Here is a 13,793-nt window from a genome sequence, read left to right as displayed (position 1 = left end):
TCGTGACGGTACGGCCCCCGGCCCACTAAACTCGTCTGGTAGCAGGCCGCCTTAGCTCAATCGGCAGAGCATCTGTCTTGTAAACAGAAGGTCTGGGGTTCGATTCCCCAAGGCGGCTCTCGTACGACAGGCCCCTGATCAGCGTCATCGCGGTCAGGGGCCTTGTGCTTTGGCGGCTCATCCGGTCCCTTCGGCGTCGTTGGGAGCCACCCTGGGAGCCACCCGCTTCCGTAGCCCCAGCAGAGCGCCGGCAATGGCCTCAGCATGCGGCCCGGGGGCCGGTCTCGGCCGCCGGCAGCTCGGGCCGCCCGCCGTACTCCGCCTGCATATGCCAGCACCGCATCATCGCGACCGGTTCACTGCGCTTGGGTCAAGAGGCACGTTCGCCGGCGGTCGCCGAGTTCGCCGATCTTCTTGCGTAGCACGCGCGCATCCCTCGTCGGGAGGACATGGATGACGGCGTCCAAGAACTCGCAAAGCTCCAGCGGATCTGGACAGCAGAGCATCTCCCGGTTGTCGGACTCATCACGAGGGCTTGTGACGCGCGGTCAATCCCCGTAGCAGTGCAACATCAAATCGGGCTCTGCACGCCAGTTCATCAGCAGTTTCCGCATGGCCGTCACCAACTCACGCTGTGCGTCATCGCCGGCAGCTGCCTCCAGACGATCGATATCGGCCTCAAGCTGAGGTAGCTCGCGGCGACTGAGAATGGTGTCCGACCACGGGTCGAGTTGCCCGAGAATCGGCAGCCTGCTGCCCCCGGCATTGGTCACCAGCAGCAGTAGCTTCTCCACCTCCATGTCCAGCAGCCAACCTCGCTGTTGCGCTGTCCCCCACTCCTCGGCGTCGGTACGGCGGTGTTCACGACGCTGCGCACGAGTAGCCCGACGTAGGCTCTTCGGACGAGGCTGCGGAGGACGCAACATCAGCAGCAGTCCCATACCGGCGACGGTACTGGCTCTGGTGCATGAACTTCACTGGCTGGCACACATCCCGTCGGCCGGGGGCACCTTCCCGAATTTCTTCAAACTGGTCCACCACAGTGCTTGCGCAGGAGCGAGTCGGGCGCTGTCGCTGAGAGCATCACCATGAAAGTGTCCGCCGTGCTTGGTCGGTCGGGATGGCCCGCTGGGGATTTCCACCGAAACCGCTGTGCGCGAATGGGTCCGTCAAGGTTCCCGGGCAAGCCCCCGGGGAATCGCCCGCACCCTATCGAGGTCCGAGCCCCGTCTTCCCATCGATGAGCTCACGGACGATGTCGAGATGGCCGGCATGACGTGCGGTCTCCTCGATCATGTGGAGGACGATCCGACGCAGGTCGGTGATCTCGTCGCCGAGCGGAGCGAGGTGCCGTCCGCGCGGGGGTGTCGACAGTGGCATGGAGGCAAGGACCGCGTCGGACCGCTCGCACTGGTCGCGGTAGAACGCGAAGACCTCGGCCGGCTGTCGCGGAGTGGTCAGTGGCACATCGCCATCGGGCCAGGGCAGTGGCTCGGCGGAGCCGGTCGCGATCTCTTGGAACCAGTGCCTCTCGGCGTAGCCGAGATGCTCCACGAGACCCAGCGGCGTCCATTTCGAGGGCAGGAGAGGAGTCGTCAAGGCTTCGTCGTCCAGTCCCTCGATGATGGCGAGAACGCTGGCGCGTTGCGCCTCCAGGAACATCATCAGTGTGTCCTTCTCACTGTCATCCACTGGGTCCACGCCCTCTCTGATCACCTGATGAAGGGTCGGCGAGAAACGCCGTGCGGCATCGTCATCGGCAGGTGCCGAACGGTAGCAAGCGACACCGACATCTCTCAGGCACCGGCGTTCGACGACCCGCGAAAACTGGCTCTGGCCGCGTCGGCCGGCGGTCCGGCCGCCCGCGGGTACGCCGCCCTGACAGCCCGGTCAGCCGACCGTGACGCGATTACCCGCCACGGTCTCGCCGGGTGCCGTGCCGGTATTACCGGTTCATTCGGCGCGCGGAATTGTCGGTAGGCGTGGCTAGGGTCTGCTCGTCCTTGTCGTCATCGACAGATGGGAAGACTGTGGGATTACCCAGTAGGGCCGGGCGTCGGATCGGAGGGCTGGCGGGAATCGCGGTTCTGTCGGCCGGTGCTTTCGTTCCCGCCGCACAAGCCGCACCCCAGCGAGCATTCTCGGGTACGGCTTCCGCCCAATTCGCATCGGCCGACAATCCGGTGCGGAAGCTCACCCTCTCATTCGAGCGAACCACTGCGTCGAAGTGTCCGGTGACCTTCAAGGTCTACGGGACCTTCGAAGGACTCCCTCCGGGCCTGCAACTCATTCAATACCGCATCGTCGGCACCGAGCAATGGAAGAGCCTCAAATCCCCGTTCAAGCACAACGGTAGTTTCACCGCCCTGCTCGCGACGCTCGACTGGGAATGGGACCCCGAGACACAGACGTCAGGACAGACGTCAGTCCAGATCGAGCTCAGGCAGCCCGACGGTCTCGTGTCCAACAAGCTTTACTACTTCGAGTGTGGCATGGTCGGCGCGGACGAAACCTTCGGCGAGACCTCCGAGCCCATCGTTCGGACGCCCAGCGGCGGCCCGCTGGCCGAACTGGTCGCCGATGCCAACCTCGACGCGGTCCAGGCCCGGTCGGGCGCGGAGGCCGCCCTGGTCAGCAGGTACGGATTCCACCTGGACCTCGACGCGGGCCCGGTCACCTACGAGGAGGTGTTCGCGACGCTTCCGGCCGGGTTCGCGGTGGATGTGTGGGAGATCACCGGCGCCGCGCTGAAGTCCGTCCTCGCCTACCCGAACGCGCAGGGCTGGGTGCTCACGCCGTCGTCCTCGCTCCGCTACACGTTGCAGGGCGGCGCCGTCACCGAGATGACGTTGAACGGCGTTCCGGTGGCCGACGACCAGGTCATCAGAATCGCGGCCAACTACGTCCTGGTGGGCGGCTACGAAGGTTTCCCCCGATGGCCCGGAGTCACCAACGTCTATCGCGGTGGCCCGGACGACAGAGGGGCCCTGGCCACCTATCTGGTGAAGAACTCGCCGGTCGGCGCACCGGCCGGCGACCGGGTCACCGTTCGATGAGCATCACGTGAACGAGCTGATCGCCGGGTGGAATTCGTTCCGCCCGGCGATCAGTGGACCTGAGTCGGTCGCGGCCGTGAAGGACCTTTTTAGGGGACGCTCCAGAGGAACCACAGGTTGTACTGGTAATCGCAGTGGTACCAGCTCCACATGTGATTCTGGACGCCGTAGTCCCCGTACCGATAGCAGTCGGAGGAGTAGTAGTAGACGTTGCGAAGCGTATCGGCGTGCGCGGGGGCGGCGTTGGCGACGACCACCAGCCCACTGACCAAAGCGCCGGCGACGGCCAAAGATCTGAGTTTCCGCACTTACCCTCCTTGGAGTGGATGTCGTGCCGGACTGCCACTGGAAGCATTGCAGTGCGGGTGATATCAGTACAGGTCACGTTCCCCGCCGTCGTTCCCCGACGGGGTGACCTGCGGCTATACGGGGCAAGGACTGAAACTTTCCCTGCGAATCTTCCGTGGATCAACATGAGGGCTGTCGGTCCGCCGGCGCTCGCGCAGCCAGGGCGGTCACAAAGCACTACGGAGCGGCCTACGTCCCTGAGAGTGCTCTGAGGACCCGATGGAGTGGAGACGCAGGGCCTTCAATCCTGCTCCTTGTCCCAAGTGACCACTTTTACTATCGGTGCCTCGTACAGATGGGGAAGCGGCAGCACATAGGCGATGCGGCCGTGCTGGGTCTCAATACAGAAGGCCTTGGACGAAGTCGACAGATTTGTGTATTCTCCATAATCCCTCTGTCCTGCGCCCTCTCGGCGAAGCAGGTCGACGCATTCACGGTAGGGATATTCTCTGGGCAGAATGTCGATGAGTGGAGTGCCTCGCACACCGTCTCCGAGGTGTAAAGACCGCTGATCGGTGAAATCGAGATCGAGAATGCCGTGGTCTCCCGTAACCACCATCGGGCTTTGGTCCAGATCCACCGACCCGGGCAGTCTGCTCACTCCGTCGTAGTAGACGGCGGGATCGCCGGTTTCCACGCGGGTATCCGTTGCCGTGCGGCGAGGCGGCGAGGAGGGTGGCGTCTGCGACAGGGCATTCAGTGGGCCGGTGGCCGAAGAAGGGGTGGGCGGTGGCGCGGTGCCTGGCTCTTCGGGACCCATGACAGCGATCACGATGGCGGCGGGAATGAACAATGCGGCCAGCAGGCTGAGGAGAACTTTCACGCGTTGATTGCTTGCGAAAGCCCCGGCTATCCCCGCCAGAACGCCGGCGATTCCAATGGCGAGTGCGGACCACTCGGCTCTACCCACCGCGCCTCGCCTGATCTGTGGCCTGAGTCGATCGAACCAAGCTTAGGTGTGTCCCGCGGGTTGCAGAAGTTTCCGGGGAAAAGATGCCTCTTCGTGATGACACGTGGTTCTCGTCGAGCCCTCTCTTCGGCAGTGACTTCCACGCTTTCAGAGTCGCGACGGCACGTTCGCCGAGGGGTCGCGATATGCGGCAATGGTGGGGGAGGGCTACGACGAAGTCCTCCAGGTCGCCGCGAGATGCGCGCGGGCACGCCCGTCAAGGGGGGCTCGTCCGTAAGCTGAAGGTGTGTCCCCTGAACTCGTCCTGCTCGACGGCGTCCGCTGGCGGGGTGCGCGCGTGGTCGGCTTCCGTGCGCAGACCCTGCTGGCCGTGCTCGCCACGCACGGGCGTGCGGGGGTTCGTGACGAGCGCCTGATCGAGGAGCTGTGGCCTGAGGAGGCGCCGGCCAACCCGGCGAAGGCGCTGCAGGTGGTCGTCTCGCGGACCAGGGCGGCGACCCACGCCGATGTCGTGGTCCGGATTCCGCATGGTTACCGGCTCGGGCTCACCGCCGACCAGGTGGACGCGCTGCTGCTCGCCGCGCTGGTGGAGCAGGCACGCGCCGCGCTGGGCGAAGGCGATGTGGCGCTCGCGCGCAGCCGCGCCGAAGAGGCGATCGATCTCGGGAAGAGCGGATCGGACGGCGCGGTGGGCCCGCTGGCCGAGCTCAGGGGCGCCGCGGCGGGGTGGGCGGCCGAGGCGCGACGGGTGGCGGCGATCGCGCGTGGCCGGAGCGGCGCGCACGAGGGCGCGCTGCCGTTGCTGGAGGAGGCCGCCGCCGATCGGCCGCACGACGAGGAACTGCTCGCCTGCCTGCTGCGCAGTGAGGCCGCCGTACGGGGTGCCGCCGCCGCGCTGGAGCGCTATGAGCGGTATCGCGCGGCCGTGGCGGAGCGGCTCGGCGCGGAACCCGGGCCCGAGCTCACCCGCGTGTACGCCGAACTCCTCGTCGCCGACCGGCCGGTGCGTGAGGGCATCCTGTTCGACGGCTCCTCGCTGCTCGGCCGCGACGGCGACATCCGCGCGGTGCACGCCCTGCTGCGGACCAACCGGGTGGTCTCCATCATCGGCCCCGGAGGGCTGGGCAAGACGCGGCTGGCCCACATCGTCGGCAGGAACGCCGCGCAGCCCGTCGCGCACTTCGTCGAGCTCGTCGGCGTCTCCTCGCCCGAAGGAGTGGTGGGCGAGGTCGGCTCGGCGCTCGGGGTCCGCGACTCGGTCAGCGGGCGTCGTGCCCTGACCGCCGAGCAGCGCTCCGACGTCCGCGCCCGCATCGCCCAGCATCTGGGCCAGGCCCCGGCGCTGCTCATCCTGGACAACTGCGAGCATGTGATCGAGGCCGTCGCCGACCTGGTGGGCTTCCTGACCGTGACGACCCGCGACCTGCGGGTGCTCACCACCTCGCGCGCCGCCCTGTCGATCCCGGCCGAACGCGTCTATCCGCTCGGCGCGCTGCCGGCGCGTGACGCCGTCGAGTTGTTCCGCCAGCGCGCCACCGCCGCCCGCCCCGGCGTACGGATCGACGAAGGCGTGGCCGAGGAGATCGTCGCCCGCCTCGACGGGCTGCCGCTCGCGATCGAGCTCGCCGCGGCCAGGGTGCGGGTGATGTCGGTGGAGGAGATCGCGCGGCGGCTGGCGGACCGGTTCGCCCTGCTGCGCGGCGGGAACCGTACGGCCCCCGACCGGCACCAGACGCTGCTCGCGGTCATCGACTGGTCGTGGAACCTGCTGGACGAGCCGGAACGGCGGGCGCTGCGGTGGTTGTCGCTGTTCGGCGACGGCTTCACGCTGGCCACGGCCGAGCAGGTGCTCGGCCCGGACGCCCTGCACGTCCTGGCCGCGCTGACCGAGCAGTCGATGCTGAGCCTCTCCGAGACGACGTACGGTCTCCGTTACCGGATGCTGGAGACCGTCAGGGAGTTCGGGCGGATGCGGCTGAGGGAGGCAGGCGAGGAGGCGGACGCCCAGGCGGCGCAACGGGCCTGGGCGACGGCGTACGCCGTCGAGAACGGCAGTGCGATGTTCACCTCGGCGCAGTTCACGGCGGTCGACGCGATGCGGGCGGAGGAGGGCAACCTCGCCGATCTGCTCCGGCAGGCACTCGGCGAGGCCGATCCGGTCGCGACGGTCCAGTTGCTGGCCGGCCTCGGGGCGCTGTGGTCGATCCGCGGCGAGCACTCCCGGCTCCTCGTCCACCTGGACGCGATCTGTGAGGTGGTCACCGCCTGGACGCCGCCCCCGCACCTCGTCGAGGTGACCAGGGGCGCCATGCTGATCACACTCATGAACAGCATGGTCACCGATCGGCGGGTGGATCCGGTACGTGACGTCATCCAGACGCTGCCCGTCGGCCCCACGACCGACCCCCGGCTGGCGGCGATGGCCACGGTGCTGTTCGCGTGTCATACGGGCGACGGGGCCGAGATACACCGCCGGCTGATGGAGCTGCGCCGGAGCCGCGACCGGCACGTCGCCTCCATGGCGACGCAGATGAGCGTCTACATCCTGGAGAACGCGGGAGACGTGACCGGGGCGATCGAGGCCGCCGAGCAGACCCTGACGATGCTGCCCGTGGACGACGGGCCGTGGCTCGCCGCGATCCTGCACGCCGCGCTCGCCCATCTGGTGATGCGGCGCGGCGATCACCGGGGGGCGGTCGAGCACGCGCGAACCGCCATTCCGGTGTTGCACCGGCTCGCGGCGACCGAGGACGAGACCCAGCTCCGTACGGTGCTGCTGGCCTCCGCCCTCGCCGGTGGCGATCTCGGCACCGCCGAGGCCGAGCTCGCCGAGATCACCCGGATCAACGCCCGAGAGGCGGTGCTCGGAGTGTCGGCGATCGCCTCGATGTGCTCGGCCGAGCTCGCCCTCATCCGCGGCGAGACGGCCGCCGCTCTCGGGGAGTATCGCCTGGCCGTCGAGCGGGCGCGTGACCTGCGCCTGCCGAAGAGCAACCAGCCGGCGGAGACGCCGTGGGTGATCATCGCGGTGTCGGTCGCCCTCACGGCGTACGCGCACCACGCGTCGCCGGAGGACGCCGGGTACGGCGAGACGCTGTTCTCCATCGCCCAGGGCTACAACCCGCTGGCCCTGGAGGGGTCCTTCTCCGACACCTGGAGCCCCGCCCTGTGGAGCGTGGACGACCCCGCCTTCGACTACCCGCTGTGCGGCACGGTGCTCTTCGGGCTCGGCGCCTGGGGGCTGCTGCGGGGAGCGATGGCTCCCCATGAGGCGATCGGATTGCTGGTGCTGGCCGAGCGGTTCACGTACCACAACAGCATGCCCAGCATGGCCATCGAGCTGATAGAGCCGTACGCGGAGCGGGCCGCGCCCGGGACGATCGCCGCCGTCCGGGCCGAGTACGGCGATCGGCGCGGTGCGGACCTGCTCCCCGAGGCGCGGAGTCTCGTCGAGCAGGTCTTCGGCCGCGACGGACGAACGTCACATGTGCCGCTTGTAGCTGCGTACCGACAGCGGCGCGAAGATCGCGATGACGATGGCGCACGCGAGGAGCGTCCAGCCCACCTCTCCGCTGACGAGTGCGTGGTTGGCGAGGTCGCGGGTGGCCGTGACCAGGTGTGAGACCGGGTTGATCCGGACGAACGCGGCCAGCCAGCCGGGCAGGGTCTCGACCGGGACGAACGCGTTCGACAGGAACGTCAGCGGAAACAGGATCATCATCGAGATGCCCTGCACGGCCTGGGCGCTCCGGGCGATCGTGCCGACCCAGGTGAAGGCCCACGCCAGCGACCAGCCCGTGACGACCGCCAGCAGGATCGCGGCGAGCACTCCGGCCGGCCCGCCGTCCGGGCGGTAGCCCATCACCAGGCCCATGGCGAAGGTCAGCGTGGCCGCGATCGTGTAGCGCAGCAGGTCGGCCACCATCGGGCCGGCGAGCGGCGCGATCCGGGCGATCGGCAGCGACTTGAACCGGTCGAAGACGCCCTTCTCCATGTCCTCGCGGAGCTGGGTGCCCGTGGCCATGCACGTCGTCAGCACCGTCTGGGCGACGATGCCGGGGATCATCAGGGGAAGGTAGCTCGCCACGTCGCCGGCGATGGCGCCGCCGAAGATGAAGGCGAACATGGCCGTGAACAGGAGCGGCTGCAGCGCCACGTCGAAGAACTGCTCCGGGTTGCGGCGCATCTTCTTGAGCGCTCGCCACGCCATCATCAGGGTCTGGCTGAACGTGTCCCCGATGGAGACACGCGGCCGGGCTGCCGCCACGCGCTCGGCGGCCCGGACCACCTCGCGGGAGGGTGCGATCACGGTGCTCATCGGTTCTCCTTCTTGCCGTTCTCGGCGTCCCCGTCCGTCCCGTGGCCGGTGAGGGCCAGGAACACCTCGTCCAGGCTGGGCTTGTCCACGCTCACCGAGGTGATCGACACCCCGGCGGAGCGCAGCGCGATCAGTACGTCCGCGGCGAGGTCGGCCTGGTCGAGGGCGACGTTGAGGCGGCCCTTCTCCGGGCTGAGGACCGGCTCGGATCCGAGGACGCGCCGTACGACCTCCACGGCGGCGGGGACCTCGCCAGGGTCGGCGAGCAGCAACTGGAGGGTGGAGTCGCCGACGGCGGTCTTCAGCTCGTCGGGGGTGCCCTCGGCGACCTTGCGGCCGTGGTCGATGACGGCCACGCGATCGGCGAGCTGGTCGGCCTCGTCCAGATACTGCGTGGTCAGCAGCACCGTGCAGCCGTCGGCGACCAGACCGCGGATGGTGTCCCACATCTGGCCGCGCGTACGGGGATCGAGACCGGTGGTCGGCTCGTCGAGGAAGATCAGCGGTGGCCTGGTGATCAGGCTGGCCGCCAGGTCGAGACGCCGGCGCATGCCGCCGGAGAACTGTGAGATCGGTTTGTCGGCGGCGTCCTCCAGGCCGAACTGGCCGAGCAGCTCGGTGGAGATGCGCCGGGCACGGGGCGCGGCGACGCCCTGCAGGCGGCTGAAGAGCCAGAGGTTCTCGCGGGCGGTCAGGTTCTCGTCGACCGACGCGTACTGCCCGGTGACGCCGACCAGCTGCCGGATCACGTGCGGGTTGCCGGCCACGTCGACCCCGAAGATCTCGGCACGGCCCTCGTCGATCTTCAGGAGGGTGGCCAGCATGCGCAGCGTCGTGGTCTTCCCGGCGCCGTTCGGGCCGAGCACGCCGAAGATCTCACCCGAACGCACGTCCAGGTCGATGCCGTCGACGGCGCGGTGCTCGCCGAACGTCTTCACGAGCCCTCTCACCCGTACGGCCAGATCGGTGCCCCCGGCCGCGGACGGGCCGCCCCCGGAAGGTCGGAATTCTGTGATGCTCATGGCATCACTCTCGGCGGCCCGGGTTTCACGGCGCCTTCGACCAGGTTTCACCCGTTGCCGCTGCCCTCACCCCGCCGGGGACACCGAAGGCGTACGGGTCAGGCGTTGACCTCCAGGGCCACGCGTACGGCCGACTCCAGGGCGCCCTCGATCCAGGAGTGCTTGAGCGAGGTGTGCTCCCCGGCGAAGTGCAGCGGGCCTTCGGGGACGGCGATGGCGGGGTGGATCTCGGTCATCTGGCCGGGGGTGAAGACCGCGGCCTCGCCGAAGGCGTAGCGGTTGCGCATCCAGCTCTGGGTCTGGCCGTGGCCGGTGTAGAACTCCGCGATCCGGTCGCCGTGCACCTCCTGCAGCCCGCGCAGCGCGTAGCCGTACCGTTCCTCGTCGTCCATGGAGTCCCAGCGGGTCGCGTCGTCGGCCCACGAGTAGCTGGCCAGCACGACCCCGCCCTCACTGCCGGGCACCGGATGCGAGGGGAAGTACATGAACCGGTTGGCGTTGTCGCAGACCGATCCGCCGCCCGTCACGTGGGTCACGGGCCCGGGGCGGTAACGGCCGCCGAGTTCGCGCTTCCAGTCCTCCTCGGTGAACTCCCACCACCGCCTGCCGAACTCCAGCAGCACCTTCGTCGCGGAGTCGTAGTGCAACTCCATGATCGAGCGGCGCTTGGCGTAGGACAGGGCCGGCGCGATCTCGACGTGGCGCAGCGCGGAGAACGGCACGGTGATGATCGCGACGTCGCCCTCGAACGTCTCGTGCCGCCCCTGCCGGGTGAACTCGTCCTCGGTGCTGCCCGCCTCGCTGACGGTCGAGATCCGCACGCCCCGGCCGGAGGTGTCGATGCGCATGGCCCTGCGGTCCATGCGGATCTCGTCGCGCAGCCCGGGCTCCAGCGCGTACGGCAGCGATCCGCTGCCGCCGGCCATCTCCCAGTAGGTCACGCCGGGGTTGACGAGGCTGCGGGTGAGGAACGTGTGCATGAACGACAGCGGCAGGCGAGAGGTGAGGTTCTCCAGCGTGCCGATGGCGTCGATCGCCTCGTCGCTCAGCTTCGCGTGCTCCTTCAGGTAGGCGTACATCGAGTAGCCGTCGAAGTCGTGCAGCAGCCGGGCCCAGCCGTCGACGAGCTCCGGCAGCGGCTTGTCGACCCGGTCGCCGCCCCGGACCACGGAGAAGTAGTCCCTCGCCGGGTCGAGTGCCTCGTCGAGGATCCGGGCCGCGGTCCGGCTGTCCTTGAGCCCGAACGTGGCGTTGACCCTGCGCGGGTCCGCGGCGTACTCGTCCCGGCGCTGGGTGACGCCGTTCACGTGGACGAAGGTGTGGTTCATGCGCGGCGGAGCGGTGAAGTCGCCCTTGGGCGGGGCGGATCGCCACACCTGTCCCTGCCGCGAGGCGTAGACGACCGGCGGCACCGGTCCCTTGGGCGGGACGCCGGGCGTCACGTCGACGTTGTAGAAGGGGCGGCGGGTGATCCCCAGCTTGTCGATCAGCGCCAGCGTCAGCGGATGGAAGTCGGGGATGCGCATCGCCCCCGCCTCGGCGTACTGGCGCCGGTCGCGGAACCCCGTGCGGAAGGTCTTGATCCGGCCGCCGATGCGGTTCCCGTTGGCCTCGATGACGGTGACCCGGTGCCCCGCCTGCTTGAGCAGCGTGGCGGCCACGAGCCCGGAGATGCCGGCCCCCACGATCAGCACCCTCTTGGACGTACGGGCCCGGGGGAGACCCTTGTCGATCAGCACCTGAAGGTACCGGTGCTTGAGGTCGGTGCCGTTCTCCTCCACGAGCAGGAGATCGCGCGCCACCCGAAGACAGGTCTGCCGGCGCTCTCCCGCGTACGGCGCCCGCGCCGCCGATGCGGGGGCGGCCGTGCCCAGGGACGGACTGACGACGGACGTCACCGCGCCCAGCCCGGCCAGCTTGGCGAATCCTCGCCGGTCGATTGTGACCACGAACTCCTCCTCCACGTGATGGTTGCGGAGAGTGAGTTTCGAAGTCGTGGCCGTGCGGCGACGCGCGACGCGCCGCGAAAAGGTAACTGGTGTCCCAGGAAATGGTCAGGCGCGGGTCAAGGGCGGCTCCTCGTCGAGCAGCCGTTCCCAGAAGATCTCGTCTCGCCACGCGCCGTCGACGAGGATGTGCGCGTGGGCGATCCCCCAGGGCCGGAAGCCGTTGGCGCGCAGCACGTGCTGCGAGGCGAGGTTCTCCAGCCGCGTGTGCGCCTCCGCGCGGCGCAGCCCGAGGTCCCGGCGCATCACCGCGAGGGTCTGGCCCACCGCTCGGGTCGCATGCCCTTGGCCCTGGCCGGCCGTCGCGACCCAGTAGCCGAGGAAGCCCTTGCCGAAGGGGCCGCGCAGGATCGTGCTCACGGTCACCTGGCCGATCACCTCGCCGCCGGCCACGATGACGGCGGGCCACCGGTCGCCCCGGCGATGGTCGGCGAGCAGTCCCTCGATGCGGGCCCGCTGCCCGGCCGTGGTGTAGAACTCGTCGGGCTGCGCGGGCTCCCACTGCGCGTACGCCCGCCTGTCGCGGGCCCGATGCGCGGCGATGATCTCGGCGTCGTCCACCCGGACGAGCCGGATCGAGGTGGTCTGATCCGCCATGCGGTCTCCTTCTCCGAATCGAAACATTCTCCGCTTCCGCGTCCACGACGAGCCGGCGCTGGACCTGCGGGGCTGATCCGACCGCATTGACAGGGGGAGAACGGGCCGGTTCTAATGATCGGCGTGCCGCGTGGCGCCGATCAAATGGACGCTGCCCCAGGGAGGCAGCGGTAGGCCGATCGGCAGCCGGGCCGCACCTTCGTGAAGGGACCTCCGCCGTGAGTACACACTCCGCATCTCCCGCCTGACGCCGCGCTCCGTGCTCGCACGTCGCGGCTGAGCCGCCACGCCCGTGTACGCCACGGGCGAGCGCACTCCCTCGCCGCCGTCGGCCACGGCCGCTCGTCCGCCGTCGTTCGCCGGCCTGTCGTTCGTGAGCCGTCGTTCCTCACGGTGAGCGCCGTGCCGTCGATCCGGTCCTTTTCCGGTCCTCTGACGTCCGGGAGTCTCCGCCTGCCGGCCTTTCCGCGCGCGGGTGTGCCCCGAGCGGCCTGCCGGTACGCGCCGTCACCGCGCCCGTCTTCGTGTTCGTTCTTCCGATCTCTTGGAGTTCATTCAGTGCCCGAATCGTTCAACCAGTCCGTCATCGACGAGTTCCGCGCCAACGGCGGCAGGGTCGGCGGCCCTTTCGAGGGCGGCGACCTGCTCCTGCTGACCACCGTCGGCGCGAAGTCGGGAAAGGAGCACACCGTTCCGCTCGGTTACGTCCGCGACGGCGACCTGCTGCTGGTCGTGGCGTCCGCGGGTGGCGCGCCACGCCACCCCGCCTGGTATCACAACCTGCTCGCGCGTCCGGCCGTACGGGTCGAGGTGGGAGAGGAGGTCTTCGACGCGATCGCGGTGCCGGCCGAGGGCGCGGCGCGCGAGCGGTTGTTCGAGCGCGTCGTGCGGGTGGCCCCGGGATACGGCGACTACCAGGCGCGTACGGCCCGCACCCTGCCGGTCGTCGTGCTGGAGCGCCCGGAGGTGCCCGCCGAGGTGCCCGAGGACGTCACCACCATGGCGGGCAAGCTGCTGGAGATCCACGCCTGGCTGCGCGCCCAGCTCCGGCACGTACGGGAGGAGGCCGAGGCCCACTTCGCCGCGCAGGCACACAGCCGGGCGGAGCGAAGCGACCTCGGGCTCGGGTTGCGGCTCAGGCAGCACTGCCTGGCGTTCTGCCAGGGGCTGGCGCTCCATCATCGGGGTGAGGACGCCGCGGTCTTTCCCACGCTCGCGGACCGGCATCCCCACCTGCGCGACGCCCTCGGCCGTCTCGGCGAGCAGCACCAGGTGATCGCACGCGTCCAGGGGGAGCTGGTCGCCCTGCTGGACGGGATCGGCACGGCCGAACCCCGGCGGTTCATGGCGGAACTCGACCGTATGTCGGAGGAACTGCGGGCGCACCTGGACGACGAGGAGCGGTCGCTCCTCCCGGTCCTGGCGCTGATCCCGTTTCCGCCGGTGCCTGCGGCGCCGCCGTTCCGCGCGCCGGCCGCGCCGGAGGACTGACGGTCGCGCCGCACGCGGCTGCGTCGCTCCTCCCGCGCTCGGGGA

The 13,793-nt window shown here is 69.3% G+C and carries 10 protein-coding genes, 1 tRNA gene and 1 pseudogene; 4 read left to right on the top strand and 8 right to left on the bottom strand.

The features are described 5' to 3' along the window. Positions 1-45: 45 nt before the first annotated feature. A tRNA-Thr gene (locus HHX33_RS08820) sits at positions 46-118 on the top strand. Between the two features lie 430 nt (positions 119-548). On the opposite strand, the gene HHX33_RS08815 is transcribed toward HHX33_RS08820, so the two are convergent. Together HHX33_RS08815 and HHX33_RS08810 are read right to left on the bottom strand one after the other, a co-directional pair. Beyond that, positions 549-941 carry a hypothetical protein gene (locus HHX33_RS08815; RefSeq protein ID WP_182874126.1) on the bottom strand — a complete coding sequence of 131 codons (393 nt, stop codon included), beginning with the start codon at positions 939-941 and terminating at the stop codon, positions 549-551. Between the two features lie 268 nt (positions 942-1,209). Then, on the bottom strand, positions 1,210-1,665 hold the full coding sequence (locus tag HHX33_RS08810; RefSeq protein ID WP_220501623.1) for a DinB family protein: 456 nt from the start codon (positions 1,663-1,665) through the stop codon (positions 1,210-1,212). A 569-nt stretch (positions 1,666-2,234) separates the two neighbouring features. On the opposite strand from HHX33_RS08810, the gene HHX33_RS08805 reads away from it, so the two are divergent. Continuing rightward, a complete protein-coding gene (locus HHX33_RS08805; RefSeq protein WP_182874125.1) occupies positions 2,235-3,056 on the top strand; it encodes a 5'-nucleotidase C-terminal domain-containing protein in 822 nt (273 codons plus the stop codon). 89 nt (positions 3,057-3,145) lie between these two features. Here the strand turns inward: HHX33_RS08805 and HHX33_RS08800 are convergent, their stop codons facing one another. Next, positions 3,146-3,364: a hypothetical protein gene (locus HHX33_RS08800; RefSeq protein WP_182874124.1), complete on the bottom strand. Its 219-nt coding sequence runs from the start codon at positions 3,362-3,364 to the stop codon at positions 3,146-3,148. Positions 3,365-3,645: 281 nt separating this feature from the next. After that, positions 3,646-4,227 (bottom strand): hypothetical protein, encoded by a 582-nt coding sequence (locus HHX33_RS08795; RefSeq protein ID WP_182874123.1) that lies wholly within the window; start codon positions 4,225-4,227, stop codon positions 3,646-3,648. Positions 4,228-4,600: 373 nt separating this feature from the next. On the opposite strand from HHX33_RS08795, the pseudogene HHX33_RS35715 reads away from it, so the two are divergent. Further along, positions 4,601-6,064: pseudogene (locus tag HHX33_RS35715) on the top strand (BTAD domain-containing putative transcriptional regulator); the annotation flags it as partial. Between the two features lie 1,731 nt (positions 6,065-7,795). Here HHX33_RS35715 and HHX33_RS08785 read toward each other — a convergent pair. From HHX33_RS08785 to HHX33_RS08770, 4 genes are all read right to left on the bottom strand, one after another. Beyond that, positions 7,796-8,632, bottom strand: coding sequence for an ABC transporter permease (locus tag HHX33_RS08785; protein ID WP_182874122.1), 837 nt, complete (start codon positions 8,630-8,632; stop codon positions 7,796-7,798). Continuing rightward, complete coding sequence (locus HHX33_RS08780; RefSeq protein ID WP_182874121.1) at positions 8,629-9,654, bottom strand: ATP-binding cassette domain-containing protein; 1,026 nt, start codon at positions 9,652-9,654, stop codon at positions 8,629-8,631. The genes HHX33_RS08785 and HHX33_RS08780 overlap by 4 nt, the downstream gene beginning before the upstream one ends. A 98-nt stretch (positions 9,655-9,752) precedes the next feature. Beyond that, complete coding sequence (locus tag HHX33_RS08775) at positions 9,753-11,603, bottom strand: flavin monoamine oxidase family protein (RefSeq protein WP_182874120.1); 1,851 nt, start codon at positions 11,601-11,603, stop codon at positions 9,753-9,755. Between the two features lie 105 nt (positions 11,604-11,708). Next, a complete protein-coding gene (locus HHX33_RS08770; RefSeq protein ID WP_182874119.1) occupies positions 11,709-12,257 on the bottom strand; it encodes a GNAT family N-acetyltransferase in 549 nt (182 codons plus the stop codon). Positions 12,258-12,815: 558 nt separating this feature from the next. Here HHX33_RS08770 and HHX33_RS08765 point away from each other — a divergent pair. Next, positions 12,816-13,748, top strand: coding sequence for a nitroreductase/quinone reductase family protein (locus HHX33_RS08765; protein ID WP_182874118.1), 933 nt, complete (start codon positions 12,816-12,818; stop codon positions 13,746-13,748). The last annotated feature ends 45 nt before the right edge of the window (positions 13,749-13,793 follow it).

The sequence above is a fragment of the Microbispora sp. H10670 genome (assembly GCF_014161385.1).
Classification (GTDB): Bacteria; Actinomycetota; Actinomycetes; order Streptosporangiales; family Streptosporangiaceae; genus Microbispora; species Microbispora triticiradicis.
Note: the sequence above shows the minus strand (reverse complement) of the source record. Positions and strands in the feature narration are given on the sequence as shown.